Here is a 12,197-nt window from a genome sequence, read left to right as displayed (position 1 = left end):
AATCCCTTTGGGTTCGATTGGTTTAAATACCAGGCGAACGGAGTTTGAATGGGTGGTGTTATGTTCGTGAAGCACTACACCGAGGTGCCCGAGAAGGACACCGGTTTTGAGGGTGTAACCATAAGGTGGCTGGTATCCCCCAAACTCGGCGCGAAGAACTACGCCATGCGCTACTTCAAGATGGAGAAGAGCTCCGAGATCCCCATCCACCAGCACGACTGGGAGCACGAGATATTCATCGTGAGGGGCGAGGGGATAATAACCAACGGGAAGGAAGAGCACCACGTTAAGGCCGGCGACTTCCTATACGTCCCGCCCAACGAGCCCCACGGCTACAAGGCGACCGGAGAAACGCTGGAGTTCCTCTGCATAATCCCCGCGAAGAAGGAAGCCATCCCAGAGGATGAATGGGCATGAAGACCGTTTATTCATTCTTTTCTATTTTCCCCTCAGGTACGTTGAGCCAGCCCAATCAACCCTAACAGTAGCTATTTCGCCGGGAGAGCCACCATCCAGTATTATCTCCTTGTAGTTGAAAGTCCTGCCCTCAACCCCACCCTTCTCACCAGGGCCATGGATGAGGACTTCAACGTTCTTTCCGATGTAGGCTTGGTTTATCTCATATGCAACCTGGAGGCGGAGCCTGTGCAGAACCCGGGAGCGCTCCTTGACCTTCCAGCCGGGCAGCTGCTTCCACTTCGCCGCAATCGTCCCCGGCCTCTGGGAGTAGCGGGAGACGTTTATCTTGTCCGGTCTGACTCTTTTTACCAGCTCAACGGTGTTCTGGAAGGCCTCATCGCTCTCACCGGGGAAGCCAACTATTATGTCCGTGTTGAGGTTCAAACCAGGGATTTTCTTCCGGAACTCCCTCACGATCTCCTCGAACTCCTCAACGGTGTAGTTCCTCCCCATCCTCCGAAGAACCTCGTTGTCACCGCTCTGAACAGGCAGATGGAGGAATTTGTAGATCTTCGGGTCTTGGTAAGCCTCTATCAGTTCATCGAGGAACTTTAGGACGTGATTTGGGTTCATCATGCCGACCCTGATGCGAAAGTCGCCCTCGATGGAAGTTACCTCGTCGAGGAGCTTTGCCAAATTCGTGCCGATGTCGAAGCCGTAGCAGCCGGTGTCCTCGCTTGAGAGCTGTATCTCCTTATAACCCCTCGCTATGGCCTCTTTGATCCATTTAACCACGAGTTCAGGCTTGTAGCTCTTGAGAACCCCCCTGGCAAAGCGGGTGGCGCAGTAGGTGCAGGCGTTGAGGCAGCCCTCACTTATCGGGACGACGAAGACGACGCCGGACTTCCAGAGCCTAGGGAGTTCGAGTTTGTCTACCTTCCTCTCTTTCCAGCTCTCAACTGAAACCAGCTTTCCGCCACGTTCTGCAACGTCTATTGCCTCGGCTATCCGGTCTATGCTCCTAACTCCGAGCATCCCGGAGACGCGTTTGTCGATTACATCGGGATTGACGTGGACGAGACATCCGGTTGCGATGACCTTCTTTCCAGAATCAATTAGCTCGCGAATCCTCCTCGCCATCTTGTGCTCGGTGGGGTCTTTAACGGCGCAGGTGTTGACGACGACGTAATCCGCGCTATCCGGACTCTCAGCTAACTCGTAGCCGGCTTTGAGAAGAATTGCTTCCATTATCTCGCCGTCCGCTTTGTTCCTCGTACAACCATAGCTCTCGACGTAAACCCTTACCATCGGCGGGGCCTCGATGAGAAGCTTAAAAATTTAAGGGGGCAGGAGTGGCCATCACCAGGGGACGCTCTTCCAGCCCATTTTGTAGGCGAAGTAGTTCGCAGACCAGTGAACTAGCGGGGTGAAGATGAGGAGGAAGAGCATCTGGCCGGAGGAAATTGTCTTCACGGGATATGCAAAGGCCATCGCGCTTATCAGGAAGCCGAGCTGGTCGAGGCCAACTGCAGGGTATCCCCGCGGAAGGTCGAGGCGGCGCTTTATGAAGCTCCCCACGAGGTCACCGATGAGGGCACCGAAGGAGAGGAGGAAAGCCAGCAGGAGAGTATTTTGAAGGGAGCCGTAGAAACCGGGAGTTATGAAGTACTGAAGAGCACCAACGAGGGTTCCGATGGAGACGCCACCGATGAAGCCCCTCCAAGTTTTTCCGTCGCCAAGGATTCTCTTCCCATCCCGCCAGTTCCTGCCGCCGTCTATTGGTCTCCCGCCTCCGACGAGAACAGGGGAAGCGTTGGCAAAGTAAGCTGGAAGGATGTACCAGAGAGCCCAGAGGAGTGATGAAAGCCATCCCATTGATTCCACCGCCGGGAGTTGGAGGGCACTTTAAAAAGTCTTCCGGTGAAAGGGTTTTTAAAACGGCCCCAGAAATCGGTTGGGGGTGAGGAAATGACGATGAAATGCAAGTTCTGTGAGAGACCGGCGTTCATCAAGCTTCATTACCCTAAAATGTACCTCTGCAAGGAGCATTTTATAGAATACTTCGAGAGGAAGGTGAAGAGGACGATAAAGCGCTATAAAATGTTAAAGCCAGACGAGAGGGTTCTGGTCGTCGTCTCGGGCGGCAAAGACTCGGCCGTTACCGCCTACGTCCTCAAAAAGCTTGGATACAACATTGAGTGCCTCCACATAAACCTCGGCATCGGCGAGTACTCAGAAAAGGGAGAGCGCTACGCGAAGACCCAGTGCGAGAAGATAGGCGCTCCCTTGCATATCGTCAGAATAAAAGAGCTGCTCGGTTACGGAATAGGCGAGGTTAGGACGAGAAGACCGACATGCTCTTACTGTGGCTTAACCAAGCGCTACATCTTCAACAAGTTCGCCTACGACAACGGCTTCGACGCGGTAGCCACCGGCCACAACCTGGACGACGAGGCGAGCTTCATCTTCAACAACATAATGAACTGGAACACGCAGTATTTAGCAAAGCAGGGACCGGTTACGCCGTCCGGATTCAAAGGGAAGCTCGTTAAGAAGGTAAAGCCCCTCTACGAGCTCACGGAGAGGGAGGTAGTTGCCTACGCTCTTGCGAATGGCATAGAGTACGAGATAGACGAGTGCCCGCACGCGAGGGGGGCGACGACCCTCGAATGGAAGGCCATCCTCAACGAGATGGAGGAGAAGAGGCCCGGAACGAAGATAAACTTCGTCAAGGGTTATCTGAGGAAGAAGGGTCTCTTTGAGGCAGAACTGGAGGAAAGGGAGCTCAGGGAGTGCAAGGTATGTGGGATGCCTTCGAGCGGGGAAGTGTGCTCTTTCTGCCGGTTCTGGGGGCTGGAGGAGCCGATTGACTTCAGATTGGAAAAAGAGGATGAGGAATAACCCGTTATCTTCTCATCTTCTATTGAATATTCCTTAACACATTTCAGTTCTAGTTGCAGACCATCCTCCCTAACATGCCCTCCATGGGAACCAGTGGAACAACGCATTTAAACAATGGGAATTACTATAACATCATCGAGAGGTGGATGACATGAGTCTTAGGGATAGCATAATGGTCGAGATATGGGAGGGTGTCAAACCCGGGGAAACGGTGCTCTTTGAGAGGAGCGGAGAGGGCAGCATAGGGATTGGAGTGTACCATACTACACTGTGGGCGCAGGAGAGGGGAATGAAAATCATCGTAGTGGACATCCTGGACGCGTATTCAACCCTGATCTCGAAGATGAAACTGATGGGGATGGAAATCGGCACCCTGGACAACGTGGATGTGATAAAACTCGGCGGGGCCAACAGAGGGGGAAACGTGAGGGTTAAGATAGATGATATCTCCGAGCCAGTGATACTGTCGAAGAAGTTCAACGAGACTTACCGGATGGTTCTTTCTGATACGGAGGGGCCGGTTTTAACCCTCACCTTTGGACTTGAGAAGCTGTTCACAGCCCTGAACCTCTCGGAACATGCGATCCAACTCATAATCAACCAGCTTGCCAAGTACATAGGGGACGAAAGGAGAATCACGATACTCCTCATAAACAACAATGCCCTCCCGGAGGAGCGCAAATTTGTGGTGAAGCTGCTTGAAGACATGGCAACCACAGTCATACGAACCTCTAGGGTGGGCAGAATGACGGAGTTTCACATCGTAAAGTCCCTAAACAGGGACCTAGAGGGGGTCATGCTGAGGATTTAATCAATAGGAAGAGGTAAACCTGACCTCCCCGCCCCGAAGGGTGAAGCTTTCAAAGGAAAGTGTAAAAGAAAAATCAAAGCTCCTTAAAGCGGAGCCTGAACCTCAGCTCGCTCTCAACCGGGAACAGAACGGTGTAGCTGACGCCCTGCTGGATGAAGTCCCAGCCAGCCTCGCTCTGGCTGAGGGTCTTTATCGGGTACTTCCATACCTTCCCCTTTCTGTCAAGCTCTATCTCAACCTTTCCGATGCCATAGGGATCGTTCACCTCGAATTTCTCGGCCTCGAACTCGGCCGGCTCCTCCATGACGCTGTGGACCGCCAGGTTGAGCTCGACGCCGAAGAGGGCCTTGGCATCGCTCTTCACGGTGTAGTCAACGATGAAGCCGTCCTCTGTGAGCCTCACTAACTTCTCGACGCGAGCTGGCTTTTTTGCAACGCTCCCGTCGCGCTCAAGGTTTATTCCGTTCTCAATGAGGCCGAAGTCGTAGGTACCTGTGAGGAAGTCCCCCAGCTCAACGTAGCGGTTCAGCCTGTACTCGTCGAGGCTGGTCTCAGGCTCAAGGAAGTGGTCCTGAAGGATTGCCCTTAAGCTGCTGTCGTAGGCGAGCTCGCGCCTTATCTCGTCGGGTATCCTCTTACCGAGCTCGTGGATGCTGGCAACACCCTCCCCGTCTTCTTCCTCTGGAGTAGCCGCCTCTGGAACCTCGTGGTAGTGCTCCCACCTTCTCGCGATCACGTCGTTGTAGTTCACAGCCTTCTTCTTAGAGCTCAGCTCGAAGAGGGCCCCACCGTAGGTGGGCTTGAAGACTGCGTAGAAGTTCTCGTTCTCGATGAATACCTCTTCCCGGCCGTCGAAGTCGATATCTTTAACGAAGTTTCCAGCCTTGACGTAGCTGTTGGCCTTTATGATGCTCTCCCAAATAGCTCTGCGGAGGTGCGGGAGGTAGACGCCGCCGAAGACGCCGTGCCAGTAGGCATCGTTGCACTGGGCCCTGAGGATGAACTCCCTCGCCTCAGGGTTGTCCCTGACGGCTTTGCTCACCATCAGCATGCGCTTGTGCATGTAGTTGCTCTCAGGGTACTTGAAGAAGAAGTTCTTCCAGATTCCGCCGCGGACGAAGACGCGGTACCTGTCGAACTTGTTCTCTTTCTTAAGCTCCTCGACGAACTCAACGAAGAGCTTTGCCTGCTTCGCCGGAAGGCTCCACTCGCTCATCTCGAAGTAGGAAGCTATCGGAAGGTAGACCAGGCCCTTTGGCCTGAAGCGAGCAAGATACTCGGAGTAGAGGGTGAGGTTTATATTCTCGTCACTGGAAACCTTGTCAAAGAACTCCCTGAGCCAGCCCTTCTCGTAGACCCACTCGTAGGTTCCGGGCCAGACACCAAACTTCTCACCGTCGTCGTGGAAAACTGCCACCTTGCTCTCATCGCCGTCGTCGAGGGAGTGAAGGTATTCAACCGTCTTTTCAACCGGGCGGAACGGGATTAAATACCTGAGCTTCTCGTCTATCGGGAAGACGGATATAACCTCACCGCCGTCCTCGGTGTAGTAGGGCCAGAACAGCTCCTCCTTGGCCAAACCTGCGCTCATAAAGTGGTAGTCGTCAACGATGACGTAGTCTATTCCAGCCGCGCGGAGGCTCTTGACGAGTTCCGGCTGCCAGACACGCTCAGTGAGCCAGACGCCCTTTGCTTCATATCCGAGCTCCCTGGCGAACTCCTTGAGTTTCTCAATCTGGACTATCCTATCTTCCTTCGGAATCGAGGCAAGCACAGGCTCATAGAAGCCGGCAACGACTATCTCAAGCTGACCCTTCTTGACGAGCGAACGGAGGAGGTCGAGGTGTTCCGGCTTGTTGTCGCGTATCCACTCGAGGAGCGGGCCGGAGTAGTGGGCCGCGACCTTCATGCTTGAGTACTCCTCAAGGGTCTCCATAAAGGGTCTGTAAGACCTCTCGTAGGCGCTCTCCATCACCCAGCCGAAGTTTCCGAGGGGCTGATGGCTGTGTATTCCGAATATGAAATTCACCATTGGCAACCACCCTGCATCGTTATCACTACTGGTGATACAGAATTGAAGTATAAATACTTTACCTTTCTATGCTCCAGAGTATGCAGGGAAAAGGGGCAAAGAAAAGGCATGAAAAGAGGATAAACCAAACAGCACGCTACGGAGAGAAGCGAGCAATAAACGACACCATCCTAACTGCATCCACCGTCTCCCTCACATCGTGGGTCCTTATTATGTTCGCACCGTTCCAGACGGCAATGGCCGTTGCGGCGAGACTGCCGGGGAGCCTCTCGGAGGGGTCTTTCCTCCCTGTTATCGCGCCGATGAATGACTTTCTTGAGACGCCAACGAGTATTGGCCTTCCAAAGACCTTGAGCAGGTTTAGATTGGCCAGCACATTTGAATCCCATTCATACCATGGGGGCCAATCCGGGCGGAGAAAGCCTATCGCCGGGTCAATCGCTATATCTTCAACCCCATGCTTCTCCGCTATAACCAGGCTCTCCTGAAGAAGGTCGATGACGGTGTGAACAGGGTCGCTCAGGTTTCCGACTTCACCACTGGCGCAGACAACAACAGGGGCACCGTGTTCAGCCGCGACCTTTGCCATCTCCGGGTCGCCTTTCAGGCCGGTAACGTCGTTTATCACATCAGCTCCTGCATTTATGGCCTCCTCCGCAACTCTGGCACTGGTTGTGTCGATGCTTATTGGAACATCGACGTGGTCTCTGATAGCCTTTACCGCCCAGACGGCCCTTCTTATCTCCTCTTCCAGAGAAATCTGGGTTTCAAGGTAGGGGGCCGTTGACTTGGCCCCGATATCGATGAACGAAGCTCCCTCCTCCACCATACGAACGGCAGTCTCAATCAGCTTCTCCTCGTCGTTCCTGATGCTCCCCTTGTAGAAGCTCTCTGGGGAGACGTTTATGACCCCCATAACCTCCGGTTCGTCCAGTTCAACGCCCGCGAACCTCATGTTCCCACCGTCCGTATCTGCGAAAAACCGGTTAAAAACCTGCTCACAGGAGTGAGGAGAGGTAGAGGGCGAGGGCAACGCACACCTGGTTGGAGAAGTTGTCGTCGGGAGGTAATTCGTAGAACTCCGTTAGTGCCCCAGTCAAAGCGCCAATGAGCGCCATTACAGGCCCAAGGAGGGGATAGATAACAAAGAAAGCAGTTATGAAATAGGCAAGGCTGCCTTCAAGGCTCTTCCCGTTTTTAAAGCGATGCCTTCCAAAGCGAACCCCTATTATTGCTGCCATCGCGTCCCCCAGCGTCGCAACGGTTATCGCCGCAACAGCGATGTTCCTGTCGAAGAAGTAGATAACAATCAAGGACGCAAGGGCGAAGTAGATATGGGCCGCGACGCCCTCCCTCTCGTGGGAGCGCTCTATCGTATGGACCTGTCTCTCAAGCATCTCCACACCCGCCACCATGTCGGGGTTGATGAGGCGGAGCCTGAGCTTGATTTTATCGCGGAACCCTTCGATTATCCTGAAGGGCTCAAGGACTACGAAGAGAGAGAAGGAAATGGCCACGAAGGTGAGAGTGAACTCCCCGCCAAAGGCAATGTAGAACGCGGGGATGGTAAGTCCGGTAAGGTGGAGGGCCTTACGGCGTAGCTCCCGCTTTAAGCTCGTGCTCACGCGTTATCACCTCCAGAGCACCCATAAGATCATCGACAACGTAGTCCGCATTCTTCGCCTTTCTGTTGCGAAAATAACCGCGTCTCACCAGGATTCCAATCCCACCGACTGCCTTCGCCCCGGCCATGTCGGTCTCGTCCCTATCACCGACGACGTAGATTTCACGCTCCCTGAAGCGAGAGGCAGCGAGACGGAAGTTGTATGGGCCGAGCTTGGAGTGTCCGGTTTCCCCGCTTATGATGATATCATCGAGGAACTCCCCAATCCTAAGGTATTCCACCTTTTTCCTCTGCCATCTCGAGGAGGAGTCTGTAACGAGAACCACTTTGGCTCCGAGGTCCTTCAGGCCCCTGAGAAAGGGGAGTGCATCCGGATAGAGCCTGAGGCGGGAGAAGAACTCTTCCTCCACCAGTTTCAGGACGTCGTCAATGTCCTTCTGACTGACCTTTGAGTAGACCCTACCAAAAACGGCCTCGATTAAGTCTCCGAGATCCATCCGGTGGTAGACTTCGGACCGCTCAAGCTCCCGGTAACCCCCGGTGAGAAGGTAGTACACCATACGGAACTTGCCCTTTCCGAAGAGGTGGAGCACCACCCTGAACATTGTACCTTTCCCAGCATCCCAAGTGTTGCATAGGGTATCGTCAAGGTCCACCATCACCAGCAACGTTTCACCCGGAGTTTGTACTCCCGCAGTATTAAAAGCGTGACGGAGAACTAAATTCCATGCCCACCCGGGGGATGTAAAGTTTAAAAGGGCACGGAAGTACTGATGAAAGATGAAGGGCGAAATCCTCATAGGTTCCGGCATCATCCTGATACTCATCGGTTTTCTCCTCGTCTTCGTGGGGAGCCTTATCGCCGCCTCCGGGGGAGAAGGAGAGGTTGAAGGCGGCGGCGTGATAATGATAGGCCCGATACCCATAATATTCGGAACTGGGAGGGGAGCAACCCTCGCCGCGGTTCTAGCTATCATTCTGATGGTTCTATGGATTGTTGGAGCGCTACTCCTCAGGAGGGGATGAGGTGGACTTCTTAGCTGCCCTGGCGGTTCTCCTTGTCGTCGCCAAAAGCCTGGAGTGGCTTCTGGAAAAAGCCGAGATACACCCCATAATAGCCCACGTTAGCACCGGCGTGCTCCTGGGGCCGTTCATTCTCAACGTAATCCATCCTGGCGAGCAGCTTGATGTTCTGGCCCAGTTCGGCCTCATAATGATGATGTTATATATGGGGCTCACGAGCAACTTCTCGGCGATAGCGCAGAACACCAAGAAGGCAACCGTCGTGGCGGCCTTAGGAGTCCTGTTTTCGTTCACCTTCGGGTTCGCCACAATGGAGTTTTTCGGCAAAGGAGCTACTGCTGCAATATTCGTCGGCGTTGTCCTTGGCAACACAGCCATCGAGGTGACCAGCGGGATACTAGTAAAGGAGAGGGTAAAACGAGAGGTCTCCTCTATACTCATGGGGGCGGCCTTCGCAGACGACATAATGGCCGTCTATCTGATCGGCATAGTCACAGAGATGACCAGGGGAAGCCTCAACGGCACGGCTCTCGGTGTACTGACGGTTAAAATCTTCGCATTCATCACAATAATCCTTCTCATATCGGAGCACGTCTTCAAACGAGCCCACTGGTTCAAGAACGTCGTCCGCGACCTCAACGTGTTCTTCACATTCACCCTAATCCTGACCTTCACCCTCGCCATAATAGCCGAGTGGGTGGGGCTCAATCAGATAATAGGGGCATACCTGGCCGGGCTCACAATAAGCAGGCTGCGCGAGAGGAAGGACCCGATGATAGTCACCCGCATAAAGCTCAACGAACTCATAGGAGACCTTCAAGTCGTTCTCACGGAGTTCTTCATACCCCTGTTCTTTATCTACGTCGGCCTCATGTTCAATCCACCCATTCGGGAGGTCAGCTTAGGACTCATCTTTGCTCTATATCTATCGGCCATCCTCGGAAAGTTCCTCGGCTGTGGCCTGGGCTCAAGGCTTTTTGGCCTTAGCTGGGAGGATTCAGCCCTCATAGGAATTGGAATGGGTGGAAGGGGAAGCCTCGAACTCGCAGTCCTCACCTTCGGCCTCAACGCCGGCTTAATAGATCAGGGGATATTCGCGAGCGTCATAACTGTCTCGATGCTGACCGCGCTCACGACCCCGGTGTTCTTTAAGCTCTACCTCAGAATGCTGAAATCGGGGGCAAAAGCTTAAATTCGAGCTTTGATAGTTGGTTCGGACGGTGAGAAAATGTTCCCATTGAAAGGAGCGATCGAAGAGGATGTTCTCAGGGAGCTTGATAAAAAAACGGCGGACGACCTGACGTTTGACTCTGGGAAGATCCTCGGCTCTATGTGCACTTACCCGCACCCCTTTGCGATTAGAGTCATTACGAGGTACATCGACAGGAACCTCGGCGATCCGGGACTTCACGTCGGGAGCCAGAAGATCGAGAGAGAGGCCGTCAACATGCTGGCCAACCTCCTTGGACTGGAGAAGGGCTACGGCCACATCGTCTCCGGCGGAACCGAGGCCAACATCCTGGCCGTTAGAGCTATGAGGAACCTCGCCGAAGTAGAAAAGCCCGAGCTGATTCTCCCTGAGAGCGCCCACTTCTCATTTATCAAGGCCGCTGAAATGCTTGGAGTAAAACTCGTCTGGGCGGAGCTTAATGGTGACTACACCGTTAACGTGAAGGACGTGGAGAATAAGATAACCGACAACACAATTGGCATCGTCGGAATAGCGGGAACCACCGGGCTGGGTGTTGTCGACGACATCCCTGCCCTGAGTGACCTTGCCCTCAATTACGGCCTTCCACTTCACGTCGATGCTGCCTTCGGGGGCTTTGTGATACCCTTCGCCAAGGCCCTCGGCTATGCCCTCCCCGACTTCGACTTCCGGCTTAAGGGGGTGAAGAGCATAACGATAGACCCCCACAAGATGGGGATGGTGCCGATTCCAGCCGGAGGAATAATCTTCCGCGAGAAGAAGTTTTTGGAGAGCATAAGCATCCTTGCCCCTTATCTAGCCGGTGGAAAGATCTGGCAGGCAACGATAACGGGGACAAGACCGGGAGCAAACGCTTTGGCCGTGTGGGCAATGATAAAGCATCTCGGCTTTGAGGGGTACAAAAAAATCGTGAGAGAGAAGATGGAGCTTGCGAGGTGGTTCGCTTCCGAGCTGAAGAAGATTTCCGGGGTTTACCTCATCAGGGAGCCGGTTCTGAACATCGTCTCCTTCGGGTCAGAGAAGCTTGAGGAGCTTGAAGGAGAGCTTAAAGAGAGAGGATGGGGAATAAGCGCCCACCGCGGTTACATTAGAATCGTCGTCATGCCGCACGTCAAAAGGGAGCATCTAGAGGAGTTTTTGGAAGATTTAAAAGAGATCATGGGAACTCTCACTCAGTAACGCCCTTTATATCCACGTGGACAAAGGTCCTCCCCACTTGGGGCGTTTCTTCAATCCTCTTCTTAACCGCCTGTAAGGCTTAATATAAACAGCAAGAGTTACAATGCGGTCAGACCGTCACTCCCTCGTCACAGCTCGGACAAGGCTGAACTCATCATCCCAGAAAAAGTAGAGGATGGGACTTAAAAGAGTTTGCTCAGGGATCACCTTTCCTTCCTCACCGGTCGGTTCGCCCATCACTCATCATCGCAGGGAAAAATTGGAGAGGGGGTTTAAGTGGCTTCCGCTCACTGGGAGGCTGTGATGAGCATGGATACCTTTGATGTATCCGTCTGGCAGTCGTTTCCGGCGTCGGGGGAGAGCTTAGTAGTCATCGTTACCTCGATGGCTTCATTCCTTGGGAGCTTCCCGCTGAAGAGGAGGATTTGAGTGTTGTTGAGTTCCTTAAGGGATTTTCCCCTGTACTCCCCGAGGCTAATGGTAGTGCCGTTGAAGGTAACGTTGATGTCTTTGATAATCAAGTACTTGCTGAGCTCTCCAACGTCCGGTGTGTCGTCAACGAGGGCTTCTGCCTTGGAAAGGGAGCCGTCTTCCAGGTCGCTCACGTTCAGAACCATTGAAACCACCGAGACTGGATAATCACCGCGGTTCTTGACGTAGAAGTGAGCTGTCCTTTCTTCCCCCGGAAGGAGGTCTCCAAACTCAAAGATCTTGTAGTCGTCGTAGTATCTGCCCCCATCCCTGCTTATCCCAATGTCAAACTGACCAGTGGACAGCGAGTTGTTCTCTGACTTCGCCACGTCGCTGAAATAGGAAACCCCAAACCTAACGCCGGCCAAAAAGACCAGCACGGCCATCAATCCAACAACCAATACACGTTTCATCCATACCACCATAGATAGTTTTCACTAGAATGGACAATGAAGTTGTATATAAAGTTTTCGGTTTTTTAGTTGTATAAAATGGGGGGCGTAATACGTTCTACTCCAAAACAGCGATTGTTTCAATAAGGAAGAAA

13 protein-coding genes are annotated in these 12,197 nt (G+C 53.3%); 6 read left to right on the top strand and 7 right to left on the bottom strand.

From position 1 onward, the window contains the following. Positions 1–60: 60 nt before the first annotated feature. The gene (locus E3E29_RS06060; protein WP_167910094.1) at positions 61–417 is read left to right on the top strand and encodes a cupin domain-containing protein; all 357 of its coding nucleotides are present in this window, start codon (positions 61–63) and stop codon (positions 415–417) included. Between the two features lie 21 nt (positions 418–438). On the opposite strand, the gene E3E29_RS06055 is transcribed toward E3E29_RS06060, so the two are convergent. Continuing rightward, entirely contained in the window at positions 439–1,707 is a 1,269-nt protein-coding gene (locus tag E3E29_RS06055; RefSeq protein WP_167910093.1) for a tRNA (N(6)-L-threonylcarbamoyladenosine(37)-C(2))-methylthiotransferase, read from the bottom strand. 51 nt (positions 1,708–1,758) lie between these two features. Further along, on the bottom strand, positions 1,759–2,274 hold the full coding sequence (locus E3E29_RS06050; protein ID WP_167910291.1) for a CDP-2,3-bis-(O-geranylgeranyl)-sn-glycerol synthase: 516 nt from the start codon (positions 2,272–2,274) through the stop codon (positions 1,759–1,761). Positions 2,275–2,373: 99 nt separating this feature from the next. Between E3E29_RS06050 and E3E29_RS06045 the strand changes: the two genes are divergently transcribed. Both E3E29_RS06045 and E3E29_RS06040 read left to right on the top strand, forming a co-directional pair. After that, on the top strand, positions 2,374–3,300 hold the full coding sequence (locus E3E29_RS06045; protein ID WP_167910290.1) for a TIGR00269 family protein: 927 nt from the start codon (positions 2,374–2,376) through the stop codon (positions 3,298–3,300). A gap of 151 nt (positions 3,301–3,451) precedes the next feature. Next, positions 3,452–4,111 carry a DUF257 family protein gene (locus E3E29_RS06040; RefSeq protein WP_167910092.1) on the top strand — a complete coding sequence of 220 codons (660 nt, stop codon included), beginning with the start codon at positions 3,452–3,454 and terminating at the stop codon, positions 4,109–4,111. 73 nt (positions 4,112–4,184) lie between these two features. On the opposite strand, the gene E3E29_RS06035 is transcribed toward E3E29_RS06040, so the two are convergent. The 4 genes from E3E29_RS06035 to E3E29_RS06020 form a co-directional block, all read right to left on the bottom strand. Continuing rightward, positions 4,185–6,179 carry an alpha-amylase/4-alpha-glucanotransferase domain-containing protein gene (locus E3E29_RS06035; protein WP_342764689.1) on the bottom strand — a complete coding sequence of 665 codons (1,995 nt, stop codon included), beginning with the start codon at positions 6,177–6,179 and terminating at the stop codon, positions 4,185–4,187. A 100-nt stretch (positions 6,180–6,279) separates the two neighbouring features. Next, positions 6,280–7,098 carry a dihydropteroate synthase gene (gene folP, locus E3E29_RS06030; protein WP_167910090.1) on the bottom strand — a complete coding sequence of 273 codons (819 nt, stop codon included), beginning with the start codon at positions 7,096–7,098 and terminating at the stop codon, positions 6,280–6,282. A gap of 43 nt (positions 7,099–7,141) precedes the next feature. Next, positions 7,142–7,768: a diacylglycerol/polyprenol kinase family protein gene (locus E3E29_RS06025; RefSeq protein WP_167910089.1), complete on the bottom strand. Its 627-nt coding sequence runs from the start codon at positions 7,766–7,768 to the stop codon at positions 7,142–7,144. Continuing rightward, positions 7,734–8,426: an HAD family hydrolase gene (locus E3E29_RS06020; RefSeq protein WP_342764688.1), complete on the bottom strand. Its 693-nt coding sequence runs from the start codon at positions 8,424–8,426 to the stop codon at positions 7,734–7,736. Before E3E29_RS06020 ends, E3E29_RS06025 begins: the two co-directional genes overlap by 35 nt. Positions 8,427–8,547: 121 nt before the next feature. Here E3E29_RS06020 and E3E29_RS06015 point away from each other — a divergent pair, with 121 nt between their 5' ends. The 3 genes from E3E29_RS06015 to mfnA are packed head-to-tail and all read left to right on the top strand — an operon-like array spanning position 8,548 to position 11,179. Continuing rightward, a complete protein-coding gene (locus E3E29_RS06015) occupies positions 8,548–8,793 on the top strand; it encodes a DUF131 domain-containing protein (protein WP_167910087.1) in 246 nt (81 codons plus the stop codon). 1 nt (position 8,794) lies between these two features. Further along, the gene (locus E3E29_RS06010) at positions 8,795–9,982 is read left to right on the top strand and encodes a cation:proton antiporter (RefSeq protein WP_167910086.1); all 1,188 of its coding nucleotides are present in this window, start codon (positions 8,795–8,797) and stop codon (positions 9,980–9,982) included. A 36-nt stretch (positions 9,983–10,018) separates the two neighbouring features. Then, positions 10,019–11,179, top strand: a complete 1,161-nt coding sequence (gene mfnA / locus E3E29_RS06005) for a tyrosine decarboxylase MfnA (RefSeq protein ID WP_167910085.1) — start codon at positions 10,019–10,021, stop codon at positions 11,177–11,179. 287 nt (positions 11,180–11,466) lie between these two features. Here mfnA and E3E29_RS06000 read toward each other — a convergent pair whose 3' ends face one another. Continuing rightward, positions 11,467–12,063, bottom strand: a complete 597-nt coding sequence (locus E3E29_RS06000; RefSeq protein WP_167910084.1) for a TasA family protein — start codon at positions 12,061–12,063, stop codon at positions 11,467–11,469. Between the last annotated feature and the right edge of the window lie 134 nt (positions 12,064–12,197).

The sequence above is a fragment of the Thermococcus sp. Bubb.Bath genome, from assembly GCF_012027595.1.
Taxonomy (GTDB): domain Archaea; phylum Methanobacteriota_B; class Thermococci; order Thermococcales; family Thermococcaceae; genus Thermococcus.
Note: the sequence above shows the minus strand (reverse complement) of the source record. Positions and strands in the feature narration are given on the sequence as shown.

What these genes read in the sequence shown, in the direction of transcription:
- E3E29_RS06060 (WP_167910094.1), top strand. Translation starts at nt 61, where the DNA reads ATGTTCGTGAAGCACTACACCGAGGTGCCCGAGAAGGACACCGGTTTT.
- E3E29_RS06055 (WP_167910093.1), bottom strand. Translation starts at nt 1,707, where the DNA reads ATGGTAAGGGTTTACGTCGAGAGCTATGGTTGTACGAGGAACAAAGCG.
- E3E29_RS06050 (WP_167910291.1), bottom strand. Translation starts at nt 2,274, where the DNA reads ATGGGATGGCTTTCATCACTCCTCTGGGCTCTCTGGTACATCCTTCCA.
- E3E29_RS06045 (WP_167910290.1), top strand. Translation starts at nt 2,374, where the DNA reads ATGAAATGCAAGTTCTGTGAGAGACCGGCGTTCATCAAGCTTCATTAC.
- E3E29_RS06040 (WP_167910092.1), top strand. Translation starts at nt 3,452, where the DNA reads ATGAGTCTTAGGGATAGCATAATGGTCGAGATATGGGAGGGTGTCAAA.
- folP (WP_167910090.1), bottom strand. Translation starts at nt 7,098, where the DNA reads ATGAGGTTCGCGGGCGTTGAACTGGACGAACCGGAGGTTATGGGGGTC.
- E3E29_RS06020 (WP_342764688.1), bottom strand. Translation starts at nt 8,426, where the DNA reads ATGGTGGACCTTGACGATACCCTATGCAACACTTGGGATGCTGGGAAA.
- E3E29_RS06015 (WP_167910087.1), top strand. Translation starts at nt 8,548, where the DNA reads ATGAAGGGCGAAATCCTCATAGGTTCCGGCATCATCCTGATACTCATC.
- mfnA (WP_167910085.1), top strand. Translation starts at nt 10,019, where the DNA reads ATGTTCCCATTGAAAGGAGCGATCGAAGAGGATGTTCTCAGGGAGCTT.
- E3E29_RS06000 (WP_167910084.1), bottom strand. Translation starts at nt 12,063, where the DNA reads ATGAAACGTGTATTGGTTGTTGGATTGATGGCCGTGCTGGTCTTTTTG.